This is a genomic window from Isoptericola sp. 178, from assembly GCF_030586525.1.
GTDB lineage: Bacteria > Actinomycetota > Actinomycetes > Actinomycetales > Cellulomonadaceae > Isoptericola > Isoptericola sediminis.
Map to the genome: position 1 here is coordinate 768,817 of NZ_JAUQYN010000002.1, position 20,955 is coordinate 789,771.

A 20,955-nucleotide genomic window follows, 5' to 3' on the forward strand; every position below is an offset into this window, starting at 1 on the left:
GGCGCCCGAAGGCGTGATTCACCCAGCGGCCCGAGTTAGCGGCGATCTCTGAGCCGATATGCGTCGCGTTGCCGGCGGTCGCGAAGGCTGGTCCGAGCCGCTGCATGCCCAGTTCCTTCGACGACAGCCGTTCGGAGACCAGGAAGCGTTCGACGGCGGTCGGATCCCCGATGATGGCGACGCCGTTGCCGTCATTGACCAGATGGATCTGGTTGTCCAACATGCACTCCCGGATCGTGGCGGGTGGTTCCCGCGTTTCATGTACAGGCGCCTACGGAGCCGGGGGTCCAGAGCTCGGGTGACGCGACAACGCAGATCGAGACGGGTTGGCGCCGTTCGGTGCACCCACATCACGGTCTGTGCGTGAGGCTAGCGTCGCCACGACCTGACTGTTGCGAGCGGCAAGGGTGAAATCGACGCGGGCTGCCAGGCGAACTAGGGGATGGCGTTCAGGCCGACGTCAGCCTCGGTGCCGTAGCCACCAGCGGGTGTAGGGCGATTCGTTCCTGGGCCCCACAAGTGTCGCGATCTTGTTGCGCAACTGAACGGCGTCATCGTCAGAGAAGCGAACCAGCGGCCGCCGAAGGCGGATCGACCAGGCCGAACCAGCGCCATTGAACGCCGCGAGGCGGTCGATGAGCGGCGCTAGTTCGATGCCGTCGCCGAAGGGAGCGAGAGGCCCGACGTCCAATCTGCGGCCGAAAGGAAAGGTGCGGTCGCCGAACGTCACCGGTTCCTCAAGACGCTCGACGGGTCCGGCGACGCGAGCAGTGCCGATGACGCGGCCCCGGCCGCTGCTCGGGAGTAGGCCAGCGCGCGGCCATCCGCGCGGTGCCTCGACTCGCTGCCGACAGCAAGCCCCTACCTGTCGGCGACCAGCGGCCCGACGTCAGTGCCGCCGTGCCTCAAGCGCTGGCAGCAGGCGGGCCTTCAGCTGAGCCACGTGGCCCTCGACGTCGTCGATCTCGTCGAGCGCGGCCGCGAACGCCGCCGGCGCGTCCTGCTGCATCTCGCCGACCCGACCGAGAACTGTGCTCGCGTCGAGGCCGGCGGCCTCGGCCCAGCGTGCCCATCGCCCGTCGTCGACGGCATCGGCGTCGAAGGAGTCGCCGATGCTCATCGACAGCACCCGGTCCGAACCGGCCGGCATGTCGTACGCAAGCCCGGTGGCGACGTCGAACAGCGGCGCGAGCCGAACGTCGTCACCCTGCAGCAGGACGGCGTAGTTGCGTGCGTGTGCGTCCGGCGCCGCGACCACGGTGTTGTAGATCAGCCCGTCGACGAAGCGGTCGACGTTGCGGCGCGCCGCGGCCGCGGTGGCCGAGGCGTCGCGGAGGAACTGGACGATGGCGTGGCTCGACGGGCCGCCGTACTCCTCGTACTTCTCGGGGTTGCCCATGGCTTGGCACAGGTCTTCCTGATGGAGCCGCGTCACGTCCCCGCTGGGGGAGCGGTGCCGGTCGAACCGGGTGACGACGACGGCGTCCTGCGACCGGAACGACGTGAACTCCGTGGCCGCGACGTCGACGCCCAGGTGCTGCGCGGCACGCATGGACACGTGCTCCACCAAGGCCTGGGCCCGCATCCGGCGGATGCCGGGCTTGACGATGTGCGTGGTCGGCTCGGCGTCGTGGGCCACGAACCAGCGCCCCGCCTCACGACGCAGCGCGAGCTTCTGCTGCGTCCCTCCCAGCGACCAGTGCTCGCCGGGCATCGTCCACGCCGCGTCCTCGTTCGTGTCCATCTCGTCCAGGCGGACCTCGATGTCGCCGGCGGTGCACTCCTCGAGCCGGCCCGTGCGACGGATGGTGTCGTCGATCTCCGACTCCCGGCAGAACTGCACGGCACCGGCGCAGTCCTTCCCGATGGCGGTGAGGACGTCGAGGATGTCGTCCGGGTCGACGCGATGGCGTCGCGCGATGGACCGCAAGGCGCCGGTCCTCTCGGGGACCAGACCGGCGAGAAACTGCTCGACCGGGGCTCCGACGTGCGTGGCCTCGCTGGGCGGTAGCGAGAGCGACAGGGGGGTGACTCCGGGCCGTCGCGCTTCCGGCCGGTACGTCAGGCGCAGGATGCCGGAGCGGGTCCGGTTCAGCTCGGCGACATGGCGGCCCTCGAGCAGCACGGCCAGATGGTTCGTGCGTGCCATATCAGGCGTCCTCGTGATCGTCGCGGATCGTCAGGCTGGCGTCGAGCGCGTCGAGGACGCGCATCAGGCGCCCGACCTCGAGACCGGGCGTCTTCCCGCCCTCCAGGCCGACCAGCCACTGACGGGACACCTCGGCGCGTCGGGCCAGCTCGGCCTGGGTCATCCCGCGGTCGAGGCGCAGGCGCCGGACCGCCGCTCCCAGCCGGGGGAGCGAGCGGGCGTTGAGCAGGTTCGGCTCCACAGGGTCAACGTACGGCGACATGGCTGCGATGTCAACGTACGGCGACATTCGCATCGTGTCGCCGTACGTTGACATCCGCCTGTTCGCCGCTGCGGCGACCCAGATCACGGCACGATGTGTTGCCAGCATGTAACGTGGCCCCCGGTCGGTACGCCGAGGCGCTCCGACCGTGAACGTAACCAGGCTTGTGTATCTACCAGGTGCTCCTCGCGCCCACGGCGGCACGACGATCGTGCGGCGACGCCGCGCTGGAGGAGACCGAGAGCATGACCCTGTCCGACACGCTGACCCGGACGACGGCACAGGCCACGGACCGCCGCACCGACGAGTCCGGCCCCACCCTGATCCAGGCGATGGGCCGCACCTACTTCCCGCTGGCGTTCGTCGCGCGGCTGCCGTTCGCGATGATGGTCGTCGGCGTCCTGACCCTCGTGGTCGCCGGGCGTGACTCTCTCACCCTGGGCGGCATGACGTCCGGCGTGGTCGGCATCGGCGGCGCGGCGATCGGCCCGCTGATCGGTGCCTGGGCGGACCGCGCGGGCCAGCGCAGCGTCCTGCTCGTCACCGCCGCGGTCAACAGCCTCCTGCTCGTCGCCCTGACGGCCGCGGTGTACGCCACGGTGCCGGACGTCGTCGTCCTCGCGATCGCGTTCGCCATCGGTGCCACGGCACCGCAGGTGCCGCCGATGTCGCGCAGCCGCCTCGTCGGAGTCATTCACTCCCGCCTTCCTGCGGCCATCCGGGCTCGCACGGTGAGCCGCACGATGTCTTACGAGTCCGCCGCGGACGAGATCGTCTTCGTGATCGGGCCGTTCGTCGTCGGCCTGCTGGCCGCGGCGTTCGGTCCCGCCGCGCCCATGATCGCCGCGGCGGCGCTGACCGCGCTCGCCGTCGGTGCGTTCGCCCTGCACGCCTCGGCCCGGACGACGGCGGCCCAGGACGCGGGCACGAAGGAGACCGCCGCGCAGTCCTCCGCCCGGCAGGCCCCGGCCTCCGAGCTGTGGCGCGCACGGGTGCTGGTGTTGGTCGCCGGGTTCGTCGGCATCGGGCTGTTCTTCGGCGCCACGCTCACGGCGATGTCCGCCGTCACCGGGGACGCCGGCCACTCCGAGCGGGCCGGCCTCCTGTACGGGTTCATGGGCATCGGCTCGGTGGTCTCGGCACTGGCGGTCTCCGCTTTGCCCGCGCGGTTCAGCCTGCGGGCGCGCTGGCTCACGGCCGCCGTCGTGCAGCTCGCCGGCGCCGTCGTCGTCGCGACGGCCGGCTCCACTGGCGTGCTGATCGCCGGGCTCGTGCTCGCCGGTCTCGGCATCGGCCCGAGCCTCGTGACGATCTACTCCCTGGGCTCGCACCGCAGCCCGCTCGGCCGCGGCACCACCCTAATGACCATGCTCGGCTCGGCCATCATCCTCGGGCAGTCCGCCGCCTCGGCGGGCACCGGCGCGCTCGCCGACACGGTCGGGACGACCGCCGCGCTGTGGATGCCGGCCGTCGCCGCCGGGGTGGTTCTCGCGGCTGCCGCTGGGAACTGGCGGCAGACCGACCGATAGACTCGGCTGAATGCCTCCTGCCGACCGCTGGGATCAGACTCTCGCCGACGATGGCGCGGTGCAGTTCAGCGCGTCGCGACGGTGGCTGTTCTTCCCGCTCGGTGTCGCGGTCGTCCTCGTCGGCCTCGGGGTGCAGCTCTGGAGCGATCCGGGGGCGTCTCGCCTGATCGCCGGTCTCGTCGTCGGGGTCCCCGCGGTCGGTGTCGTCGCCCTCCTCTGGCGTATCGCACGACCGTTCCGCCTCGTCGTCACCCCGGACGTCGTCCGGTACCGCCGCCTGGAGGTGCCGTGGAGCGACGTCGTCGCGGTGCACGACCGGACCACCGGGGCGAACCGGTTCCTGCTCCTGCAGTGCACCGAGGACTCTGCCGCGCGGCTCGGGTCCCATCCCGGCCTGACGCGCCGGCTTCTGCGGCACGACGACGAGACGCGCGGCCGAGCGTGCGTCGAGATTCCGGGGCCGTTCGACCACCACGAGGAGCTGGTGGCCTGGCTCGAGGCCGTGCGCGCACGGAACGCAGGGGGCGACGTCGAGGCTCCCGTCGACGACCCGGAGAACGCCGAGCCTCCGCACTGAGTGGTGACGCACGGGCGATCGACGCCCGTCGAGGCTGCCTGCTGCTCGATGGGTGACTCACGGGATAGCGTCGTCGGCATGGATGATGTCGTGCAGGTCGTGACCACGATCGACTCCGAGGACACCGCGAACAAGCTGGTTCGCGACGCCGTCGCGCGCCGTCTGGCCGCCTGTGGGCAGGTGGACGGCCCCGTCACCAGCGCCTACTGGTGGGACGGCAGCGTCGAGACCGCCACCGAGTGGCGGGCGACCTTCCGAACGACGGCGGATCGTGCCGGCGAGCTGCAGACATGGCTGATCGAGCAGCACCCGTACGAGGTGCCCGAGGTGCTCGTGAGCCCGGTGACCGACGGGAACCCCGACTACCTGGCCTGGGTGCGTTCCGAGGTGGGCTGACCCGCCTGAGGGGCGAAACGCCGCTTCAGCCCGTGAGCCGCACCTCCGCGTCATGCACCTCGATCGGGTCGGTGCTGTCCGTGGTGGTGAGCTCGCCGTCGATGTCGGTCCAGGTCGGTGTTCCGGTGATGCGGAACTGCCCGTGCCAGGTGGTGGTGAGGCTCGCGGTGAACGTGCCGGGTTCGGGGTAGGGCAGGTTGATGGCGTCGGCGCTGTCCCAGCGGCCGCCCGGATGGTCCGTCGTGATCGGTGCGGTGTCGTCGCCGGCGTCCCAGGTGAACTCGGCAGGATAGGCCCGGATCTGGACGGGGACGCCGAGGAGCGCGGTGTCCATGACCTGGTCCGTCTCGTCGGTCCGCGGGTGGATCCCGAAGTTGACGATCGCCCAGTCGCGCTCGATCTCCAGATGGATCTGTGCCGGTTCGACCGGCATGCTCTGGAAGGCGCGCTCAGCCTCGGCCTCGAGGTCGGCCGCCGTGACGCAGGTGCCCTCGCTGATCAGCCGGGGCGCGGACTCGGAGCCGTTGGTCCCGAGGGTCACGGCGAACAGCCCGGCCAGCGCGAAGGCGTCGTCCGGGCAGTCGATGCCGGTAGCGATCGTCTCGGTGCCCTCGTCGCAGACTGTGCGGAGCACGGTGTTCTCCAGGTCGCTGAGCAGGCAGTAGTGGACCGAGGCGCGGAAGTAGCGGGTGTCGGAGGCGGAGTCGCCGCCGGAGCTGTTGATCAGCGCGTCTTGTTCGGCCAGTGTCTCGGCCTCGACGTACATCTCGTCTGTCGCATCGTCGGCAGTTGCCGTGTAGTCAGGTGCCGAGCCACCGACGGCGGTGGCTGCAGTCGTCAACAAGAGAACGACCGTTGTAGCCGCATTCATGAGGGCTCGCCTACGCCGACAATGACCCATTCGCCGTCGCGGGTTCCTACCTCGATCCGGAGTTCGGTGACCGTCCTCTTCGTGGAGAACAGAACGGCGCCTGATTTGTCGGTGATGGACGACGGCTCCTCTGTGAGGCGAAGATCGACAGGAAAGATGCCGGTCAACGAGTCGTGTCCGTACGTTTCGAGAATCTCGATCGACGCTTCACCACCGGTATACGCGTCTCCCCGAGCCGCGATCTTGCGTGCCTGCTCAAACCCCGACTCGCAGAAGTCGCACGCGCGATGTGACATGGCCTCCCAGGCCCGTGTCTCACCAGTTGCCATCATCGGTGCGCGGAGCTCGAGGAAGTGTGCGGCAGCAGCCGCCGCGCCCTTCTCGTCCTTCCTGTCCATCGCCGCCGGGCGCTCCGGCTTCGTCGGACCGGTGGGGGAGGGCGACGGGGACGGAGTTGGCTCCTCCGACGGCGCCGTCGTCGCGGGGGCGGAGGCAGGCTCGCTCGCCTGCGCTTCCGGCTCCGGATCACCCCCGGTGCATCCGGCCAGAAGTCCCAGGACGACCAGGGCCGGGACGAGTCGTCGAAGCGGTGAGCGGTGCCGGGGTGTGCGCGCCATTGCGTCTCCAGGGCATCAGTGGCAGGACGTCACCAGAGCCTAGCGACCCGGACACATCGGGTGAAACCTCCCGCCCACCCTGTGGACGAACTCGCCGACCTCAGGCGAGCTGGGCGGTAAGCACGATGTCCTCGCCGACCTCGAGCTGCACGTCCGCCAGCTCCACGCCGGGCGGCAGCGACGCGCCCAGGTCGACCGTGCGGCCCGCGGCCGCCTCGAGGCGGCCCTTGATGGCCCCGAGCATCGCCCCGACGATCGGGTTGCCGGAGGACAGCTCGACGTCACCGACCGTGAGCACCATGGCGTCGTCGACGGACGCCGACGCGGTCGCGGTCACCGTCGCCGACAGGAACGACTTCTTGATCCCGGCCTCGATCCGCAGCGACGCCGCACGCGGTCCGGCCTGCTCGACCTGCAGGTCGAAGTCGTTGAGCGCGATGCCGTTGCCGGACAGCGCCACCGCCAGCAGTCCCTGCACGGTGCCGGCCAGCCCCTCGTGGGACACGGCCAGCCGGGCGTGCCCGGAGACCGGGGAGTCGTCGGACGGCTCGACGAGCTCGGCGCCGACCATCTCGTCGGCCGTGGTCACCCAGGAGAAGCGGAGCCCGGTGATCTCGGCGGTCAGGTCGACGGGCAGGTCGACGGCAGCCATCGGGTGCGCGTCGATCCGCAGCCGGCGCAGCACCGCGTCCTCACGTCCGGTGATCTCCGGCCGCCACGGCGCCGGGGTCTCCTGCGCACCGGTCGGCATGCCCATCACCACGCCCGTGAGGTCCACGTCCAGCGAGGAGATGTCGCCGCCGTCCAGCACCGGCAGGACCTTGGCGTCGTCCAGGTTCTGCACGCGGTCGCCGACCAGGGCGACGAGCGCGGCGCGCAGCCGGGCGGCCAGGTCCTCGTCCGTGGTGGGGCGCGGGGCGGTACCGAGGGGGAGCAGTGCGTCCATGCGGTCGAGCCTAACCGCCGTCCTCGACCGTCTGCGCCACCGGCGCCGATGCCGCGGACCGCCGTCGTGCGCGGACCAGCCGCCATCCGGCGAGGGCGAGCAGGACCACCAGCGGGACGACGAGGAGGGGGACGAGGATCGCCGTCAGCGACAGGCCGACCGACGCGCCGTCCTCGGCCGAGGACAGCACGGGCGCCGCCAGACCGCCCGTGGCCGCGTTGGCGCCCGCCCGCACCCCGGCCTTGGTCACGTGCACGACCAGCGCCAGGACGATGCCCAGCACCACCGGCACCCAGTCGCCAGACTCCACGAAGGCGCCCGGGTCCTCGACCCGGGTCGTCGACGACGCCGCCCCGGCGCCGAACGCGATCCCGCCCGCGCCGGGACGCACGACCGTCTGCACGAGGTCGTTGACCGAGTCCACCACGGGCACCTTGTCACCGACCATCTCCAGGACCAGCAGCACCGCGAGGACGACGAGCACCCAGCCGTTCTCCAGCCAGGACCAGGAGGCGGGGAGCGTCAGCAGGTCGCTGTACCGGGCGAGCAGTCCCAGCGCCAGCAGCGGGATCCAGGCGTTGAGCCCGGCGGCGAGCGCGAGCCCCGAGCCGGTGGCCAGCTCGAGCATCAGCGGGGCACGAGCGGGTTGTGCCCGGCCGTGACCTGTTCGCCGTCCCGCACCGGCCCCGGCGCGGTGCCGCCGCCCCACGGGTCGCCGCCGAGCTCCTCGCGGCCGTGCGGCGTCAGCCAGCCGGACAGGTCGGGGCCGACCGGGACGATCTGCGTGGGATTGATGTCGGTGTGCACCACGTAGTAGTGCTGCTTGATCTGCTCGAAGTCGACCGTGTCGCCGAACCCGGGAAGCTGGAACAGGTCGCGGGCGTACGCCCACAGCACCGGCATCTCGGTGAGCTTGTTGCGGTTGCACTTGAAGTGCCCGTGGTAGACGGCGTCGAAGCGCACGAGCGTGGTGAACAGCCGCACGTCGGCCTCGGTGATCGCGTCACCCATGAGGAACCGCCGGGTGCTGAGCCGCTCCTCGAGCCAGTCGAGGGCCGTGAACAGCCGCTCGTAGGCGCTCTCGTAGGCTTCCTGCGACCCGGCGAACCCGCACCGGTAGACGCCGTTGTTCACCTCGGTGAACACCCGCCGCATGACGGACTCCATCTCGGCGCGCTCGTCCGCGTCGGTGGGCCACAGCGTCGGAGCGCCGTCGCGGTGGTGCTCGGTCCACTCGGTCGACAGGTCGTGGGTGATCTGCCCGAAGTCGTTCGTGACGACGGCCCCGTCCCGGGTATCGACGATCGCGGGCACGGTGATGCCGCGCGGGTACTCGGGGTCGCGGGCGAAGAACGCCTCCTGCAGGCGCTCGATGCCGAGCACCGGGTCGCGGCCGCCGGGGTCGAGGTCGAAGGTCCAGCTGCGCTCGTCGTGCGTCGGGCCGGGCATGCCGATGCTGAGCACGTCCTCCAGGCCGAGGAGCCGCCGCACGATGATCGAGCGGTTCGCCCACGGGCAGGCACGGGCCGCCACGAGCCGGTACCGGCCGGGCTCGACGGGGTACCCGTCCGCGCCGTCACGAGTGATGCGTGTCGAGAGGTAGTTCTGGTCGCGCACGTACTCCTGGCCGGGGACCGTGTAGGTCCCGCCCTGGGCGTGCTCGGGACGCTGGGTGGTCTGCTGCTCGCTCACTTCGCCGCCTTTGCTGCTGCCTTCTGTGCCTTCTTGAACTCCCGGACCTCCTGCAGGGACTCGGCGCTGGTCACGTCCGCGATGGAGCGCCGCGACCCCTCGTCGCCGTAGTGCCCGGCGGCCTCGCGCCAGCCCTCGGGCTCCACGCCGCGCTGCTTGCCGAGCAGCGCCAGGAAGATCTGCGCCTTCTGCGTGCCGAAGCCGGGCAGGGCGTTCAGCCGCCGGAGCACCTCGGCCCCGGTGGGTGCCCCGCCCGACGCGCCGGGTGCGGTCCAGATCCGGGTCACGTCGCCGTCGTGGTCGTCGACGACGGCCCGCGCCACCGCCTGCACCCGCCCGGCCATGGAGCGGCCGTAGCGGTGGATCGCCGGGGGAGTGGTCGCCATCTCGACGAACGCGTCGGGGTCGGCGTCGGCGATCGCGGCCGGGTCGAGCGTCCCGAACCGGTCCGCGATCTTGCGAGGCCCGGCGAACGCGTGCTCCATCGGGTACTGCTGGTCCAGCAGCATCCCGATCAGGAGGGCGAACGGGTCCTCGCTCAGCAGGCGGTCCGACGCGTCGTCGCCGGTCATCCAGAGCTGTGCGGTCATGGGCCCCATCCTGCCCGATACCCTCGGCGGATGGCTCGACACTCCCACGTCCTGGCCGGCTCCCTCGCCGCCGCGCTCACCGTCACCGGCACCCTGCACTTCGTGAACCCCCGCGTGTTCGAGGGGCTCATCCCGAAGGCCCTCGGTTCGCCGCGGGCCTGGGTCTACGGCAGCGGGGCGGCCGAGCTGGCCTGCGCCGCGGCGGTCGCCGTCCCGGCGACGCGGCGCGTCGGCGGTCTCGCCACCGCGGCGCTGTTCGTCGGGGTGTTCCCCGGCAACGTGAAGATGGCCCTGGACTCCCACCCGGGTGCCCGGCACTGGTCGCGCAAGCCGTCGGTGGCGTGGGGCCGGCTGCCGCTGCAGGTGCCGCTCGTGGCGTGGGCGTGGCGGGTTGCCCGCAACGCCGACCGCGACTGAGCGGGCTCAGACCTCGTCGAAGGTGAGCACCGGCCGCCCGGTGCGCGGGTGCCGCAGCACCGTGGTGCGCACACCGTAGGTCGGGTCGATCACCTCGGGCACCAGCACCTCCTCGACCGGCCCGGCAGCGACCACTCGCCCGGCCGGTTCCGGGGCGAGGACGACGACGTGGTCGCACGTCGCGGCGGCCAGCGACAGGTCGTGCAGCGCGGCCAGCACCGTGACGCCGTCGGCCGCGAGCTCGCCGACCAGCCGCATCGTGGCGAGCTGGGCCGCGACGTCGAGGTGGTTGGTCGGCTCGTCCAGGAGCAGCACCCGGGGCTGCTGGGCGAGCGCCCGGGCCATGTGCACGCGCTGGCGCTCGCCGCCGGACAGGGTCGACACCTCCCGCGCGGCCAGGTCCCCGGCCCCGGCCCGCTCCAGGGCGGCCCGCGCGATCGCGTGGTCGTCCTCGGTGGGCCCGGCCAGCACCGACCGGTGCGGGGTACGGCCCAGCAGGACGGCGTCGAACACGGTCACCGGCAGCTCGGAGGCGGCGTCCTGCTCGACGAACGCCAGGGTGCGGGCCCGACGGCGGCGCGCCATCGCCAGCAGGTCCTCCGACACCTCGGCCTCGCCCGGAGCGCCGGGCCGCGCGACCAGGGCGACCCGCCCGCCGTCGGGCCGCTCGACCCCGGCGACGAGGCGCAGCAGGCTGGACTTGCCGGTCCCGTTCGGCCCGACGAGGCCGGTCAGCGCTCCGGGGGGAGCGGTGACGTCGACGTCGTCGAGGATGAGCCGGTCGCCGACGGACCAGCGCACGCGCTCGGCCGCCAGGCCGGCGCCCCCCGTACCGTCGGCCGCACGGGCGTCCGTCCGCGCGGGCCTGGTCAGCGACTGCCCGGTGGTGTGCTCCGAGGTCTGCGTCATGCGCGGGCCCGTCCCTTCCACAGCAGCACCGCGAACACGGGCGCGCCGATCGCGGCGGTGACGATGCCGACCGGCAGCTCGCGCGGGGCGAAGACGGTGCGCGCCAGGGTGTCGGCCCAGATGAGGAACGTCGCCCCGCACAGCATCGACAGCGGCAGCAGGGCGCGGTGCCGGGCGCCGGTGATCGTGCGCACCGCGTGCGGCAGGATCAGGCCGACGAACCCGATCGCCCCGGACTGGGATACCAGCGCGCCGGTCAGCAGGGCGACGCCGATCAGCAGCACCCAGCGCACCGCGGCGACGGGGACGCCGAGCGTCGCGGCCGCGGTGTCGCCGAACGTGAAGGCGTCCAGCACGGACCCGGTCGAGGCCAGCAGGGTGCCGAGCACCAGCACGGCGCCCCCGGTGATGAGCACCGAGGACCACTGCGCCCCGGCCACCGACCCGAGCATCCAGGACAGGATCTCGCGGTACTGGTCGCCCTGGGCGGACCAGAAGATGACGAAGCTGGTGGCCGCGGCCGCGAGCTGCGACACCGCGAGCCCGGCCAGCACCGTCCGCCCCGGGGACAGCCCGCCGGCACCGCGGCCGGCGGCGGTGGCCAGCGCCAGCGTCGCCACGAGGGCGGCGGCCGCGCCGACGAACGCGGCGACCGGCAGCACCGCCAGCCAGCCGAGCACCAGCACGCTGACGGCGCCGAGGGACGCCCCCGAGCTGAGGCCCAGCAGGTAGGGGTCGGCCAGCGGGTTGCGGGTCAGGGACTGCATCACGACGCCGCACACCGCCAGGCCCGCGCCGACGGCCGCCGCGGTGAGCACCCGCGGCAGCCGCAGCTGCCACACGATGCCGTCGTCGAGCCGGTCGGGCGCGGCCAGGCCGAGCAGGTCGCCCAGCCCGAGCCGCGTGGCCACGACCTGCCCGACGTCCGACGGCGTCAGCCCGGCCGGGCCGATCGCCACCGTGACGACGACGCTGGCCAGCAGTGCCGCCGTCGTCACGCCGAGCCACGCCAGCAGCCGGCCCCGCGACAGAGTCTCGGGGGCCGGTGCACGCGTGGCCGTCTCACTCATCGAGGTCGAGCTCCGCGAGCTGGTCGGCGAGGTCGGCGGCGGCGTCGGCGTTGCGCACGCCCGCCTCCGTCGCGGGGAACGGCACGACCAGGTAGCGCTCCTCGCGCACGGCCGACAGCTCGGAGGTGGCGGGGTTCTCCTCGAGGCGGGCGATCTTGTCCTCGGCCGAGTTCCAGGTCGCGTCCACCAGGACGACGACGTCCGGGTCCGCGTCGACGATCTCCTCCCACGACAGCGAGGTCCAGGTGTCCTCGACATCACCGGCGACGTTGTCCAGCCCGACGGCGTCCAGGATCATCTGCGGCGCGCCGATGCCGGCCCCGACGTAGGGGATGTCGCTGCCGGAGGAGTACCACAGGGCGCTCAGGCCGCGGTCGTCGGGGGTGACGCCGTCGAGCACCGCCTGCTGCTCCGCGACCAGCTCGTCCGCGGCGCCGTTCACGTCGAAGATCCGGCCGACCTCGGTGATCTCGGCGAACACCTCGTCGAAGGTCAGCGGGTTCGGCATGTAGGCCGGGTCCTTGCAGGCCGCCGGGGCGACGTAGCTGTTGACGCCGAGCGAGGACAGGGTCTCGCGGTCCCCGGCGCCGTCGGCGGCCACGTTGGACTCCCACCCGGCGTAGACCAGGTCGGGCTCGAGCTCGAGGACGGCCTCGGTGCCCGGCACCTCGTCGCTGAACGGCTCGGCGACAGCGGTGCCCTCGACGTCGTCGGCCAGCCACTCGGGCACGGGGCCGTCGAGGAAAGCCGACCCGACGACGCGGTCGCCCAGGCCGAGCGCCAGCAGCGTCTCGGCGGTGGAGGACTTGATGGTGACGACGCGTTGCGGGGCGGCCTCGAAGGTCACCTCGGTGCCGCAGTTGTCGAGGGTCAGCGGGTACTCGGTGGTGGCCGCGGTGCCGGCCGCGGCGGACTCCGCGGTCGACGGGGCGGCGTCGTCGGCCGGCACGGTCTCCGCCGAGCAGGCGGCGAGGGAGGCGACGGCGGTGGTCGCGAGGACGAGGGCAGCGATGCGCGCTCGGGGCACGGGTGGGTCTCCCGGAAGGCAGGTGGTATGGGTGGCGGGTGCGGCATCTCGCACCGACCGGACCTGCGGCCCAAAGAAGGGGCCGCACCGACGGGCGAGTCTCCGGTGCCCGTGGTCCGCGAGGACTCCCACCCTAGTACCCGCGCATTACGGGCTGATGACGGTCCGCCTCCGACGGCGGAACGGGCGCGGCGAAGGGCGCTCGCGGTGGCAGGGTGGACCGTATGAGGTTCCGAGCACGGGATGGGTGGGCCGCGCTGGCCGGCGTCGTGGCCGCCGGCGCGGGCCTGGCGCTGTCCGAGCTGGTCGCCGCCTGGGTCGACCCGGCCTCCTCGCCGGTGCTGGCCCTGGGCGGTGTCGTCGTCGACAACGTCCCGCCGTGGCTCAAGGACTTCGCCGTCGAGTGGTTCGGCACCGCCGACAAGCTCGTCCTGCTGTCCACGATGGGGGTCGTGCTCGCCGCCGGTGCGGTCCTGGCGGGGTTGCTGGAGCTGCGCCGCCCGCCGGCGGGACGGGTCCTCATGGGCGCCGTCGGCCTGCTCCTCGCGATCATCGCCGTGACCCGCCCCGGGGCCACACCGCTGTGGGCGCTCCCGGCGGTCCTCGGTGTCGGGAGCGGCGTCCTGCTGCTGCGGCTGCTCGTCGCCCGGGTGCCCGCGCCGGCCGCCGTGGTGCCGGTGGGTGCCGGCGCCGGGGCGGGCGGCGCGACCGACGTCCCGGCGGGCGAGCCGCCTGCCGCCGCGTTGTCGGACGACGGCGCCTCACGCCGCACCTTCCTCATCTGGACGGGGGCGACGGCCGTCGGCGGTGTCCTCGCCCTGGCGGCCTCACGTGCCCTGGCCGCCGGCAGCCGGGCGGTCGAGGTGGTCCGCGAGGCCATCCGCCTGCCGTCCGCGGCCACCCCCGCGCCCGCGGTGCCGGCCGGCGCCGACCTCGGTGTGCCCGGCACCGAGCCCTACGTCACGCCCAACGCCGACTTCTACCGCATCGACACCGCGCTGCGGGTGCCGAAGGTCGACCCCGCCACCTGGTCGCTGCGGGTCACCGGTCTGGTCGACGAGCCGTTCGAGATCACCTGGGACGAGCTGCTCGAGCTGCCGATGACCGAGCACCACGTGACCCTGTGCTGCGTCTCGAACGAGGTCGGCGGCGACCTCGTCGACAACGCCCTGTGGCTCGGCCACCCGATCCGCGAGCTGCTGGCCCGCGCCCGCCCGCAGGCCGACGCCGACATGGTGCTGTCGTCCTCGGTGGACGGCTGGACGGCGGGCACGCCGCTGGAGGTGCTCACCGACCCGGACCGGGAGGCGCTGGTCGCCGTCGGGATGAACGGCGAGCCGCTGCCCGAGGAGCACGGCTTCCCGGCCCGCCTGGTCGTGCCCGGCCTGTACGGGTACGTCTCGGCGACCAAGTGGGTCACCGAGCTCAAGGTCACGCGGTTCGCCGACGACCAGGGCTACTGGACGCCCCGCGGCTGGTCGGCGATGGGCCCGGTCAAGCTGCAGTCCCGGATCCACGTGCCGCGGCCGGGCGCTGCGGTCGAGGCCGGGCAGGTGACCATCGCCGGCGTCGCCTGGGCCCAGCACACCGGGATCTCCGGCGTCGAGGTGCGCGTCGACGACGGCGAGTGGATGGCGGCCGAGCTCGCCGACACCGTCGGGCCGGACACCTGGCGCCAGTGGCGCCTCGACTGGGACGCCACCCCCGGCGACCACCAGGTGGCCGTGCGCGCCACGGACGCGAACGGCCAGGTGCAGACCGCCGAGCAGGCGCCGCCGGCCCCGGACGGTGCGACCGGGTGGCACGCGGTCTCCGTCACCGTCGGCTGATCCGCTCCCGGGAAGCTCTCGTCCCTGTCCCGGGCGTGGTTGGCTTTCCTCCGTGGCCGCGAACCGTCCGACCCCGAGGAGCCGACCCATGAGCAGCAACCCGTCCGCGCCCGCCCGCCGTGCCCTGGTCACCGGGGCGTCCTCCGGCATCGGGGCCGCCGTGGTCCGCCGCCTGCGCGCCGAGGGCTGGCGGGTGGTCGCCGCCGCGCGGCGTGCCGACCGGCTCGAGGCGCTCGCCGCCGAGACCGGGGCCGAGGCCTACCCCCTGGACATCACCGACGACGCGGCGGTCGCCGCGCTCGCGGCGCACCTGGAGGCGACCGGCGGGCTGGACGCCGTGGTCAACAACGCCGGCGGGGCCCTGGGCCAGGACCGGGTGGAGGACGGCGACGTGGACGGCTGGCGGCGCATGTACGAGCTGAACGTGCTCGGCACCCTGCGCGTCACCCAGGCGGTGCTGCCCCTGCTGCGCGCGTCGGCCGAGGCGGCGGGGCCCGACGGCGGGTCCGACGTCGTCGTGGTGACCTCCACGGCCGCCCACGGCGCCTACGAGGGCGGGGCCGGGTACACCGCCGCCAAGCACGCCGAGCGGATGCTGTCCACGACCCTGCGCTGGGAGATCGCCGGCGAACCGGTCCGGGTCATGGAGATCGCCCCGGGAGCCGTCGCCACCGAGGAGTTCTCCCTCGTGCGGTTCGACGGCGACGCCGACCGGGCCGCGGCCGTGTACGAGGGCTACCAGCCGCTGCTCGCCGAGGACGTCGCCGACGCGGTCGCCTGGACCCTGACCCGCCCGGCCCACGTGAACACCGACCTGATGGTCATCCGGCCGCGGGCGCAGGCCCACAACCAGAAGATCGCGCGCACGGGCGTGTGACGGTCCGACCGGCCCGGGTCACACCGGCCGGTCCGCGGCAGCCGCTCGGTCCGGTCCGGTCCGGGACCGGGCGGTCAGCGCCACCACGGGCAGCACGGCCAGGGCCAGCAGCCCTCCGCCGAGCGAGAGGACGGCGAAGCTGCTGGACGCCACGACGAAACCGGACCCGAGCCCGCCGGCAGCTCCCGCCAGCGCGAGCGAGAGGTCGACCGCGCCCTGGGTGCGGGCCCGGGTCGCCAGGGGCAGCGACGACGTGAGCATCGCGGTGCCGGACACCAGCCCGAGGCTCCAGCCCAGACCCAGCAGACCGAGGCCGACGGCGAGACCGACGACGGACGACGACGGCACGAGCCCGGCCACGAGACCGGAGGCCAGCAGCGTCATGGCCGCGGCGACCGCCACCCGGAGCGGCCCGAACCGGTCGGTCAGCCAGCCGGACAGCGGCGAGGGCAGGTACATCATCCCGACGTGCACGGCGATGACGAACCCGGCGGTCGACACCGCGTGCCCGTGGTCGGCCATGTGGACCGGCGTCATCGTCATGATCGCGACCATGACGGCCTGCGTGAGGACCATGACCGTCCCGGCGACGAGCACCGCGCGGCGCACGGCCCCGGGGTCCTCGGCCGCGGTCTCCGCCGGGGCGTCCTCCGCCGTCGGGCCCGGTACGGCGTCGTCCGTCTCCGGGACCTCGACCGCGGCGGGCACCGTCGCGTTCTCGACCGCCTCCTCGTCGAGCCGTCGGGCCAGCAGCAGCGGGTCGGGCCGCAGCGCGACCCCGAGCACGATCCCGGCCGCCGCGTAGGCGGCGCCGCCGAGGATGAACGGGCCGGTCAGCGCCGGCAGACCCCAGCCCGTGGCGACGTCGCCCATGACGCCCACGAGGTTCGGGCCGGCGACGGCGCCCAGCGTCGTGGCGACCAGCACGGTGCTCAGGGCCCGGGCCCGCCGGTGCGGTGCGGCGAGGTCGGCCCCGGCGTAGCGCGCCTGCAGGTTGGTGGCCGTGCCCGCGCCGTAGAGCGCGAACGCCCCCAGGAGGACCCAGACGTTCTGGGCGGCTGCGGCGGCCACGACGACGAACGCGCCGACGGCGCCGGCGACGTAGCCGGCGGCGAGACCCGCGCGGCGGCCGTGACGCTGCGACAACCGGCCGACGGCCAGGGCCGCCAGGGCGGACCCGCCGGTGAACAGCGCCGCGGGGAGGCCGGCGAACCGTGCCGAGCCCAGCAGGTCCGTCACGAGGAGCGCGCCGACGGTGATGCCGGCCGCGAGTCCGGCGCCGGACAGCACCTGGGCGAGGACCAGGACGCGCAGCGTGCGGCGCTGCACCTCCACGACGGGACGGGTGGATGCCGGGGCGGCGGACATGGTCCTCCAGGTCGTACGCGCAGGGATACCCCGCAGGGTACTCCTGAAAGCCGGTGCGGTTCCGGCGCGGCGCGGGCTACCATGGTCCGCACAGGCGTCGACCCGGCCATCACCGGCGAGCCTCCGGAAGAAAGGCGCGACCCGGCGCCGAGTAGAACCGGACGGGTGGGCCCGTCACAGCCTCCGACGAGCGGTGGACCGGTTCCTCGAGGACACGGTCCGCAAGCGGGGTGGTACCGCGGCCCGGCACCTGAGTCGTCCGCCAGGACGGCGCGGGGAGCCGACGTCGTCCTCGCAGTGCACCACGACGACCCGTACCGCCCGCTCGTTCAGGAGAGCCCGCCCATGGCCTACCCGCTGCACCGCACGTCCGACGGCGCTGCCGACGCGCCCACCGCCACGCCCGGCGAGGCGTTCGGCATCGCCGGCGTCCCCGCGTCCCCGCAGCTGCCGCAGATCGAGCGCGACGTGCTGGCGTACTGGGAGGCCGACGACACCTTCCGCGCCTCGGTGGCCAAGAACCCGGCGGGGGAGCACGGCGAGAACGAGTTCGTGTTCTACGACGGCCCGCCCTTCGCCAACGGCCTGCCGCACTACGGCCACCTGCTGACCGGCTACGTCAAGGACGTCGTGCCGCGCTACCAGACCATGCGTGGCAAGCACGTGGAGCGCCGCTTCGGCTGGGACACCCACGGTCTGCCCGCCGAGCTCGAGGCGATGAGCCAGCTCGGCATCAAGACCAAGGACGAGATCCTCGAGCTCGGGATCGAGAACTTCAACGACGCCTGCCGCTCCTCGGTGCTGAAGTACACCGCCGAGTGGCGCGACTACGTCACCCGCCAGGCGCGCTGGGTCGACTTCGACCACGACTACAAGACCTTCAACCCCGACTACATGGAGTCGGTGATCTGGGCGTTCTCCGAGCTCCACCGCAAGGGGCTGGTGTACGAGGACTTCCGCGTCCTGCCGTACTGCTGGAACGACCAGACGCCGCTGTCCAGCCACGAGCTGCGCATGGACGACGACGTCTACCAGAACCGCCAGGACCCGGCGGTGACGGTGGGCTTCGAGGTCCTGACCGTGCCGGAGAGCGCCGCGTCGGCCGGGCTGACCGCGGGCGACCGGCTCCTCACCTGGACCACGACGCCGTGGACCCTGCCGTCCAACCTGCTCGTCATGGTCGGGACCGAGATCGACTACGTGGTCGTCGAGGCCTCGCCGACGGGGTCGCCGCAGCGGTTCGTGCTCGCCGAGGCGCGCCTGGACCACTACGCCCGCGAGCTGACCGACGAGGGCGCCGAGGCCCCGCGCGTCGTGGCCCGGCTGACCGGTCGCGACCTGCTCGAGACCACCTACGCCCCGCCGTTCTCCTACTACGCCGGTCGTGAGCGCGCCCACCGCGTCGTCGAGGCCGACTTCGTGACCACCACGGACGGCACCGGCCTGGTGCACTCCGCCGGCGCCTTCGGCGAGGACGACAAGATCGTCTGCGACCGTGAGGGCGTGGCCAGCGTCATGCCGGTCAAGGCGGACGGCACGTTCACCGCACCGGTCGAGGAGTACGCCGGCCTGCAGGTGTTCGACGCCAACGCCCCGATCATCGACCACCTCAAGGCCCGGACCCGTGGCGAGGCCGACACGGGGTCCGTCAGCGCCGGGACGGTGCTGCTGCGCCGCGAGTCCTACGACCACGCCTACCCCCACTGCTGGCGCTGCCGGCAGCCGCTGATGTACATGGGCGTGTCCTCCTGGTTCGTCGAGGTCACGAAGATCAAGGAGCGGATGCTCGAGCTCAACGAGCAGATCGCCTGGACCCCGGACCACATCCAGCACGGCCAGTTCGGCAAGTGGCTGGAGAACGCCCGCGACTGGTCGATCACGCGCAACCGGTTCTGGGGCTCCCCGGTGCCGGTGTGGAAGTCCGACGACCCCGCCTACCCGCGCGTCGACGTCTACGGGTCCTTCGCGGAGATCGAACGGGACTTCGGGCGGCTGCCGCGCAACGCGGCGGGCGAGCCGGACCTGCACCGTCCGTTCGTCGACGACCTCACCCGGCCGAACCCCGACGACCCCACGGGGCGCTCCACGATGCGTCGCGTCGAGGACATCCTGGACGTCTGGTTCGACTCCGGCTCGATGCCGTACGCCCAGGTGCACCACCCGTTCGAGAACGCCGACTGGTTCGAGCACCACTACCCGGGCGACTTCATCGTCGAGTACATCGGCCAGACGCGCGGCTGGTTCTACACGCTGCACGTCCTGGCCACGGCGCTGTTCGACCGCCCGGCCTTCCGGTCGGCGGTCTCGCACGGCATCGTGCTGGGCTCCGACGGGCGCAAGATGAGCAAGTCGCTGCGCAACTACCCGGACGTCACCGAGGTCTTCGACCGGGACGGCTCGGACGCCATGCGGTGGTTCCTCATGGCCAGCCCGATCCTGCGCGGCGGCAACCTCGTGGTGACCGAGGAGGGCATCCGGGACGCCGTGCGCCAGGTGCTGCTGCCGCTGTGGAGCACCTACTACTTCTTCACCCTCTACGCGAACAGCGCGCAGGATGGCGCCGGGTACGTCGCGAAGCCGATCACGGGCGATCGCGTGCCGGGTCTGCCGGCCCTCGACCGCTACCTGCTGGCCCGCACGCACGACCTCGTCGGCACCGTCACCGAGCAGCTCGACGCCTACGACGTCGCCGGGGCGTGCGAGACCGTCCGCGAGCACCTCGACGTGCTGACGAACTGGTACGTGCGTACCCAGCGCGACCGCTTCTGGGCGGAGGACGCCGACGCGTTCGACACCCTGTACACCGCCCTCGAGGTGCTGTGCCGCGTCATGGCCCCGCTGGCCCCGCTGGTCACCGAGGAGATCTGGCGCGGCCTGACCGGCGGCCGGTCGGTGCACCTGGCCGACTGGCCGAGCCTGGAGGCGCCCGCCGGCGCGACCGTCGGCTGCGCCGAGGCCGAGGCGCTGGTCGCCGACGACGCACTCGTGGCCGCGATGGACGAGGTGCGTGCCGTCGTGTCCTCGACGCTCGCGCTGCGCAAGGCGAACCAGCTCCGCGTGCGCCAGCCCCTGGCCCGGCTCACGGTGGCCGTGCCGGACCCGGAGGCGCTCGCGGACTACACCGGGCTGCTCACCGGGGAGCTGAACGTCAAGGCCGTCGACCTGGTCCTGGCCGACGCCGCGGCCTCCGAGCGGTTCGGGATCACCGAACGGCTGGCGGTCAACGCCCGGGCGGCCGGGCCGCGCCTCGGTCGCGGGGTGCAGGCGGTCATCAAGGCGGCCAAGGCCGGGGCGTGGCACCAGGCCGACGGCGAGGTCGTCGTGACCACCGACGACGGCGAGGTGCCGCTGCTCGCCTCCGAGTACGAGCTCACCACCGTGGTCGGCGACGAGGCCGGCGCCGACGTCGCGGCGAGCGTGCTGCCGGGCGGCGGGTTCGTCGTCCTGGACCTCGCGCTCGACGACGCCCTGCGTGCCGAGGGGTACGCACGCGACGTCGTGCGTGACGTCCAGGATGCCCGCAAGGCCGCCGGGCTCGAGGTGAGCGACCGCATCGCGCTGACGCTCGAGGTCCCGGCCGGCGACGTGGACGCCGTCGAGGCGCACCGCGACCTCGTCATGCGCGAGACGTTGGCCACGTCGATGACGGTGACCGGCGGCGAGGGTGAGCGCACCGTGCAGGTGGCCAAGGCCTGACGGGCTGCCGGGTCAGGACGTCGCCGGGCGGGTCAGGACGACCTCTCGCGGGTCAGGACGCCGCGTGGGGGGGGGAGGCGGGGCCGGCCCGGCAACCGCCCGCGGGGGCGGTAAAGGCCGGGGGGGGGCGCTC

At 73.1% G+C, this 20,955-nt stretch carries 20 protein-coding genes; 7 read left to right on the top strand and 13 right to left on the bottom strand.

Annotated features, from left to right (window positions below):
* Positions 1-460: 460 nt before the first annotated feature.
* From Q6349_RS08070 to Q6349_RS08080, 3 genes are all read right to left on the bottom strand, one after another.
* Positions 461-730: a hypothetical protein gene (locus tag Q6349_RS08070; protein ID WP_304603616.1), complete on the bottom strand. Its 270-nt coding sequence runs from the start codon at positions 728-730 to the stop codon at positions 461-463.
* A 159-nt stretch (positions 731-889) separates the two neighbouring features.
* The gene (locus Q6349_RS08075; protein ID WP_304603617.1) at positions 890-2,149 is read right to left on the bottom strand and encodes a HipA domain-containing protein; all 1,260 of its coding nucleotides are present in this window, start codon (positions 2,147-2,149) and stop codon (positions 890-892) included.
* A gap of 1 nt (position 2,150) precedes the next feature.
* Entirely contained in the window at positions 2,151-2,390 is a 240-nt protein-coding gene (locus tag Q6349_RS08080; protein ID WP_304603618.1) for a helix-turn-helix transcriptional regulator, read from the bottom strand.
* 266 nt (positions 2,391-2,656) lie between these two features.
* On the opposite strand from Q6349_RS08080, the gene Q6349_RS08085 reads away from it, so the two are divergent.
* From Q6349_RS08085 to cutA, 3 genes are all read left to right on the top strand, one after another.
* Entirely contained in the window at positions 2,657-3,940 is a 1,284-nt protein-coding gene (locus tag Q6349_RS08085; protein WP_304603619.1) for an MFS transporter, read from the top strand.
* Positions 3,941-3,998: 58 nt separating this feature from the next.
* The gene (locus Q6349_RS08090) at positions 3,999-4,517 is read left to right on the top strand and encodes a hypothetical protein (protein ID WP_304603620.1); all 519 of its coding nucleotides are present in this window, start codon (positions 3,999-4,001) and stop codon (positions 4,515-4,517) included.
* Between the two features lie 78 nt (positions 4,518-4,595).
* The gene (gene cutA, locus Q6349_RS08095; protein WP_304603621.1) at positions 4,596-4,913 is read left to right on the top strand and encodes a divalent-cation tolerance protein CutA; all 318 of its coding nucleotides are present in this window, start codon (positions 4,596-4,598) and stop codon (positions 4,911-4,913) included.
* A 25-nt stretch (positions 4,914-4,938) separates the two neighbouring features.
* Here cutA and Q6349_RS08100 read toward each other — a convergent pair whose 3' ends face one another.
* The 6 genes from Q6349_RS08100 to Q6349_RS08125 form a co-directional block, all read right to left on the bottom strand.
* A complete protein-coding gene (locus tag Q6349_RS08100; RefSeq protein WP_304603622.1) occupies positions 4,939-5,754 on the bottom strand; it encodes a hypothetical protein in 816 nt (271 codons plus the stop codon).
* Positions 5,755-5,780: 26 nt separating this feature from the next.
* The gene (locus tag Q6349_RS08105) at positions 5,781-6,401 is read right to left on the bottom strand and encodes a DUF6318 family protein (protein ID WP_304603623.1); all 621 of its coding nucleotides are present in this window, start codon (positions 6,399-6,401) and stop codon (positions 5,781-5,783) included.
* 100 nt (positions 6,402-6,501) lie between these two features.
* Positions 6,502-7,347 (bottom strand): hypothetical protein, encoded by an 846-nt coding sequence (locus Q6349_RS08110; RefSeq protein WP_304603624.1) that lies wholly within the window; start codon positions 7,345-7,347, stop codon positions 6,502-6,504.
* Between the two features lie 10 nt (positions 7,348-7,357).
* Positions 7,358-7,975 (bottom strand): DUF4126 domain-containing protein, encoded by a 618-nt coding sequence (locus Q6349_RS08115; protein ID WP_304603625.1) that lies wholly within the window; start codon positions 7,973-7,975, stop codon positions 7,358-7,360.
* On the bottom strand, positions 7,975-9,039 hold the full coding sequence (locus Q6349_RS08120; RefSeq protein WP_370375605.1) for a glutathione S-transferase family protein: 1,065 nt from the start codon (positions 9,037-9,039) through the stop codon (positions 7,975-7,977). Before Q6349_RS08120 ends, Q6349_RS08115 begins: the two co-directional genes overlap by 1 nt.
* Positions 9,036-9,629 carry an HhH-GPD-type base excision DNA repair protein gene (locus tag Q6349_RS08125; RefSeq protein ID WP_304603626.1) on the bottom strand — a complete coding sequence of 198 codons (594 nt, stop codon included), beginning with the start codon at positions 9,627-9,629 and terminating at the stop codon, positions 9,036-9,038. The genes Q6349_RS08120 and Q6349_RS08125 overlap by 4 nt, the downstream gene beginning before the upstream one ends.
* Before the next feature lie 30 nt (positions 9,630-9,659).
* Between Q6349_RS08125 and Q6349_RS08130 the strand changes: the two genes are divergently transcribed.
* Positions 9,660-10,046 carry a DoxX family protein gene (locus Q6349_RS08130; RefSeq protein ID WP_304603627.1) on the top strand — a complete coding sequence of 129 codons (387 nt, stop codon included), beginning with the start codon at positions 9,660-9,662 and terminating at the stop codon, positions 10,044-10,046.
* Between the two features lie 6 nt (positions 10,047-10,052).
* Here Q6349_RS08130 and Q6349_RS08135 read toward each other — a convergent pair whose 3' ends face one another.
* From Q6349_RS08135 to Q6349_RS08145, 3 genes are read right to left on the bottom strand one after another with little or no spacing between them, the layout of a single operon-like run.
* Positions 10,053-10,955 (bottom strand): ATP-binding cassette domain-containing protein, encoded by a 903-nt coding sequence (locus Q6349_RS08135; protein WP_304603628.1) that lies wholly within the window; start codon positions 10,953-10,955, stop codon positions 10,053-10,055.
* The gene (locus Q6349_RS08140) at positions 10,952-12,025 is read right to left on the bottom strand and encodes a putative F420-0 ABC transporter permease subunit (RefSeq protein ID WP_304603629.1); all 1,074 of its coding nucleotides are present in this window, start codon (positions 12,023-12,025) and stop codon (positions 10,952-10,954) included. Before Q6349_RS08140 ends, Q6349_RS08135 begins: the two co-directional genes overlap by 4 nt.
* Positions 12,018-13,052: a putative F420-0 ABC transporter substrate-binding protein gene (locus Q6349_RS08145; RefSeq protein WP_304603630.1), complete on the bottom strand. Its 1,035-nt coding sequence runs from the start codon at positions 13,050-13,052 to the stop codon at positions 12,018-12,020. Before Q6349_RS08145 ends, Q6349_RS08140 begins: the two co-directional genes overlap by 8 nt.
* 224 nt (positions 13,053-13,276) lie before the next feature.
* On the opposite strand from Q6349_RS08145, the gene Q6349_RS08150 reads away from it, so the two are divergent.
* Together Q6349_RS08150 and Q6349_RS08155 are read left to right on the top strand one after the other, a co-directional pair.
* Positions 13,277-14,881 carry a molybdopterin-dependent oxidoreductase gene (locus Q6349_RS08150; protein WP_304603631.1) on the top strand — a complete coding sequence of 535 codons (1,605 nt, stop codon included), beginning with the start codon at positions 13,277-13,279 and terminating at the stop codon, positions 14,879-14,881.
* Between the two features lie 88 nt (positions 14,882-14,969).
* Positions 14,970-15,758 (top strand): SDR family oxidoreductase, encoded by a 789-nt coding sequence (locus Q6349_RS08155; RefSeq protein ID WP_171246843.1) that lies wholly within the window; start codon positions 14,970-14,972, stop codon positions 15,756-15,758.
* 18 nt (positions 15,759-15,776) lie between these two features.
* Here Q6349_RS08155 and Q6349_RS08160 read toward each other — a convergent pair whose 3' ends face one another.
* The gene (locus Q6349_RS08160; RefSeq protein WP_304603632.1) at positions 15,777-17,126 is read right to left on the bottom strand and encodes an MFS transporter; all 1,350 of its coding nucleotides are present in this window, start codon (positions 17,124-17,126) and stop codon (positions 15,777-15,779) included.
* Between the two features lie 345 nt (positions 17,127-17,471).
* Between Q6349_RS08160 and ileS the strand changes: the two genes are divergently transcribed.
* The gene (gene ileS, locus Q6349_RS08165) at positions 17,472-20,822 is read left to right on the top strand and encodes an isoleucine--tRNA ligase (RefSeq protein ID WP_304603633.1); all 3,351 of its coding nucleotides are present in this window, start codon (positions 17,472-17,474) and stop codon (positions 20,820-20,822) included.
* Positions 20,823-20,955: the final 133 nt, after the last annotated feature.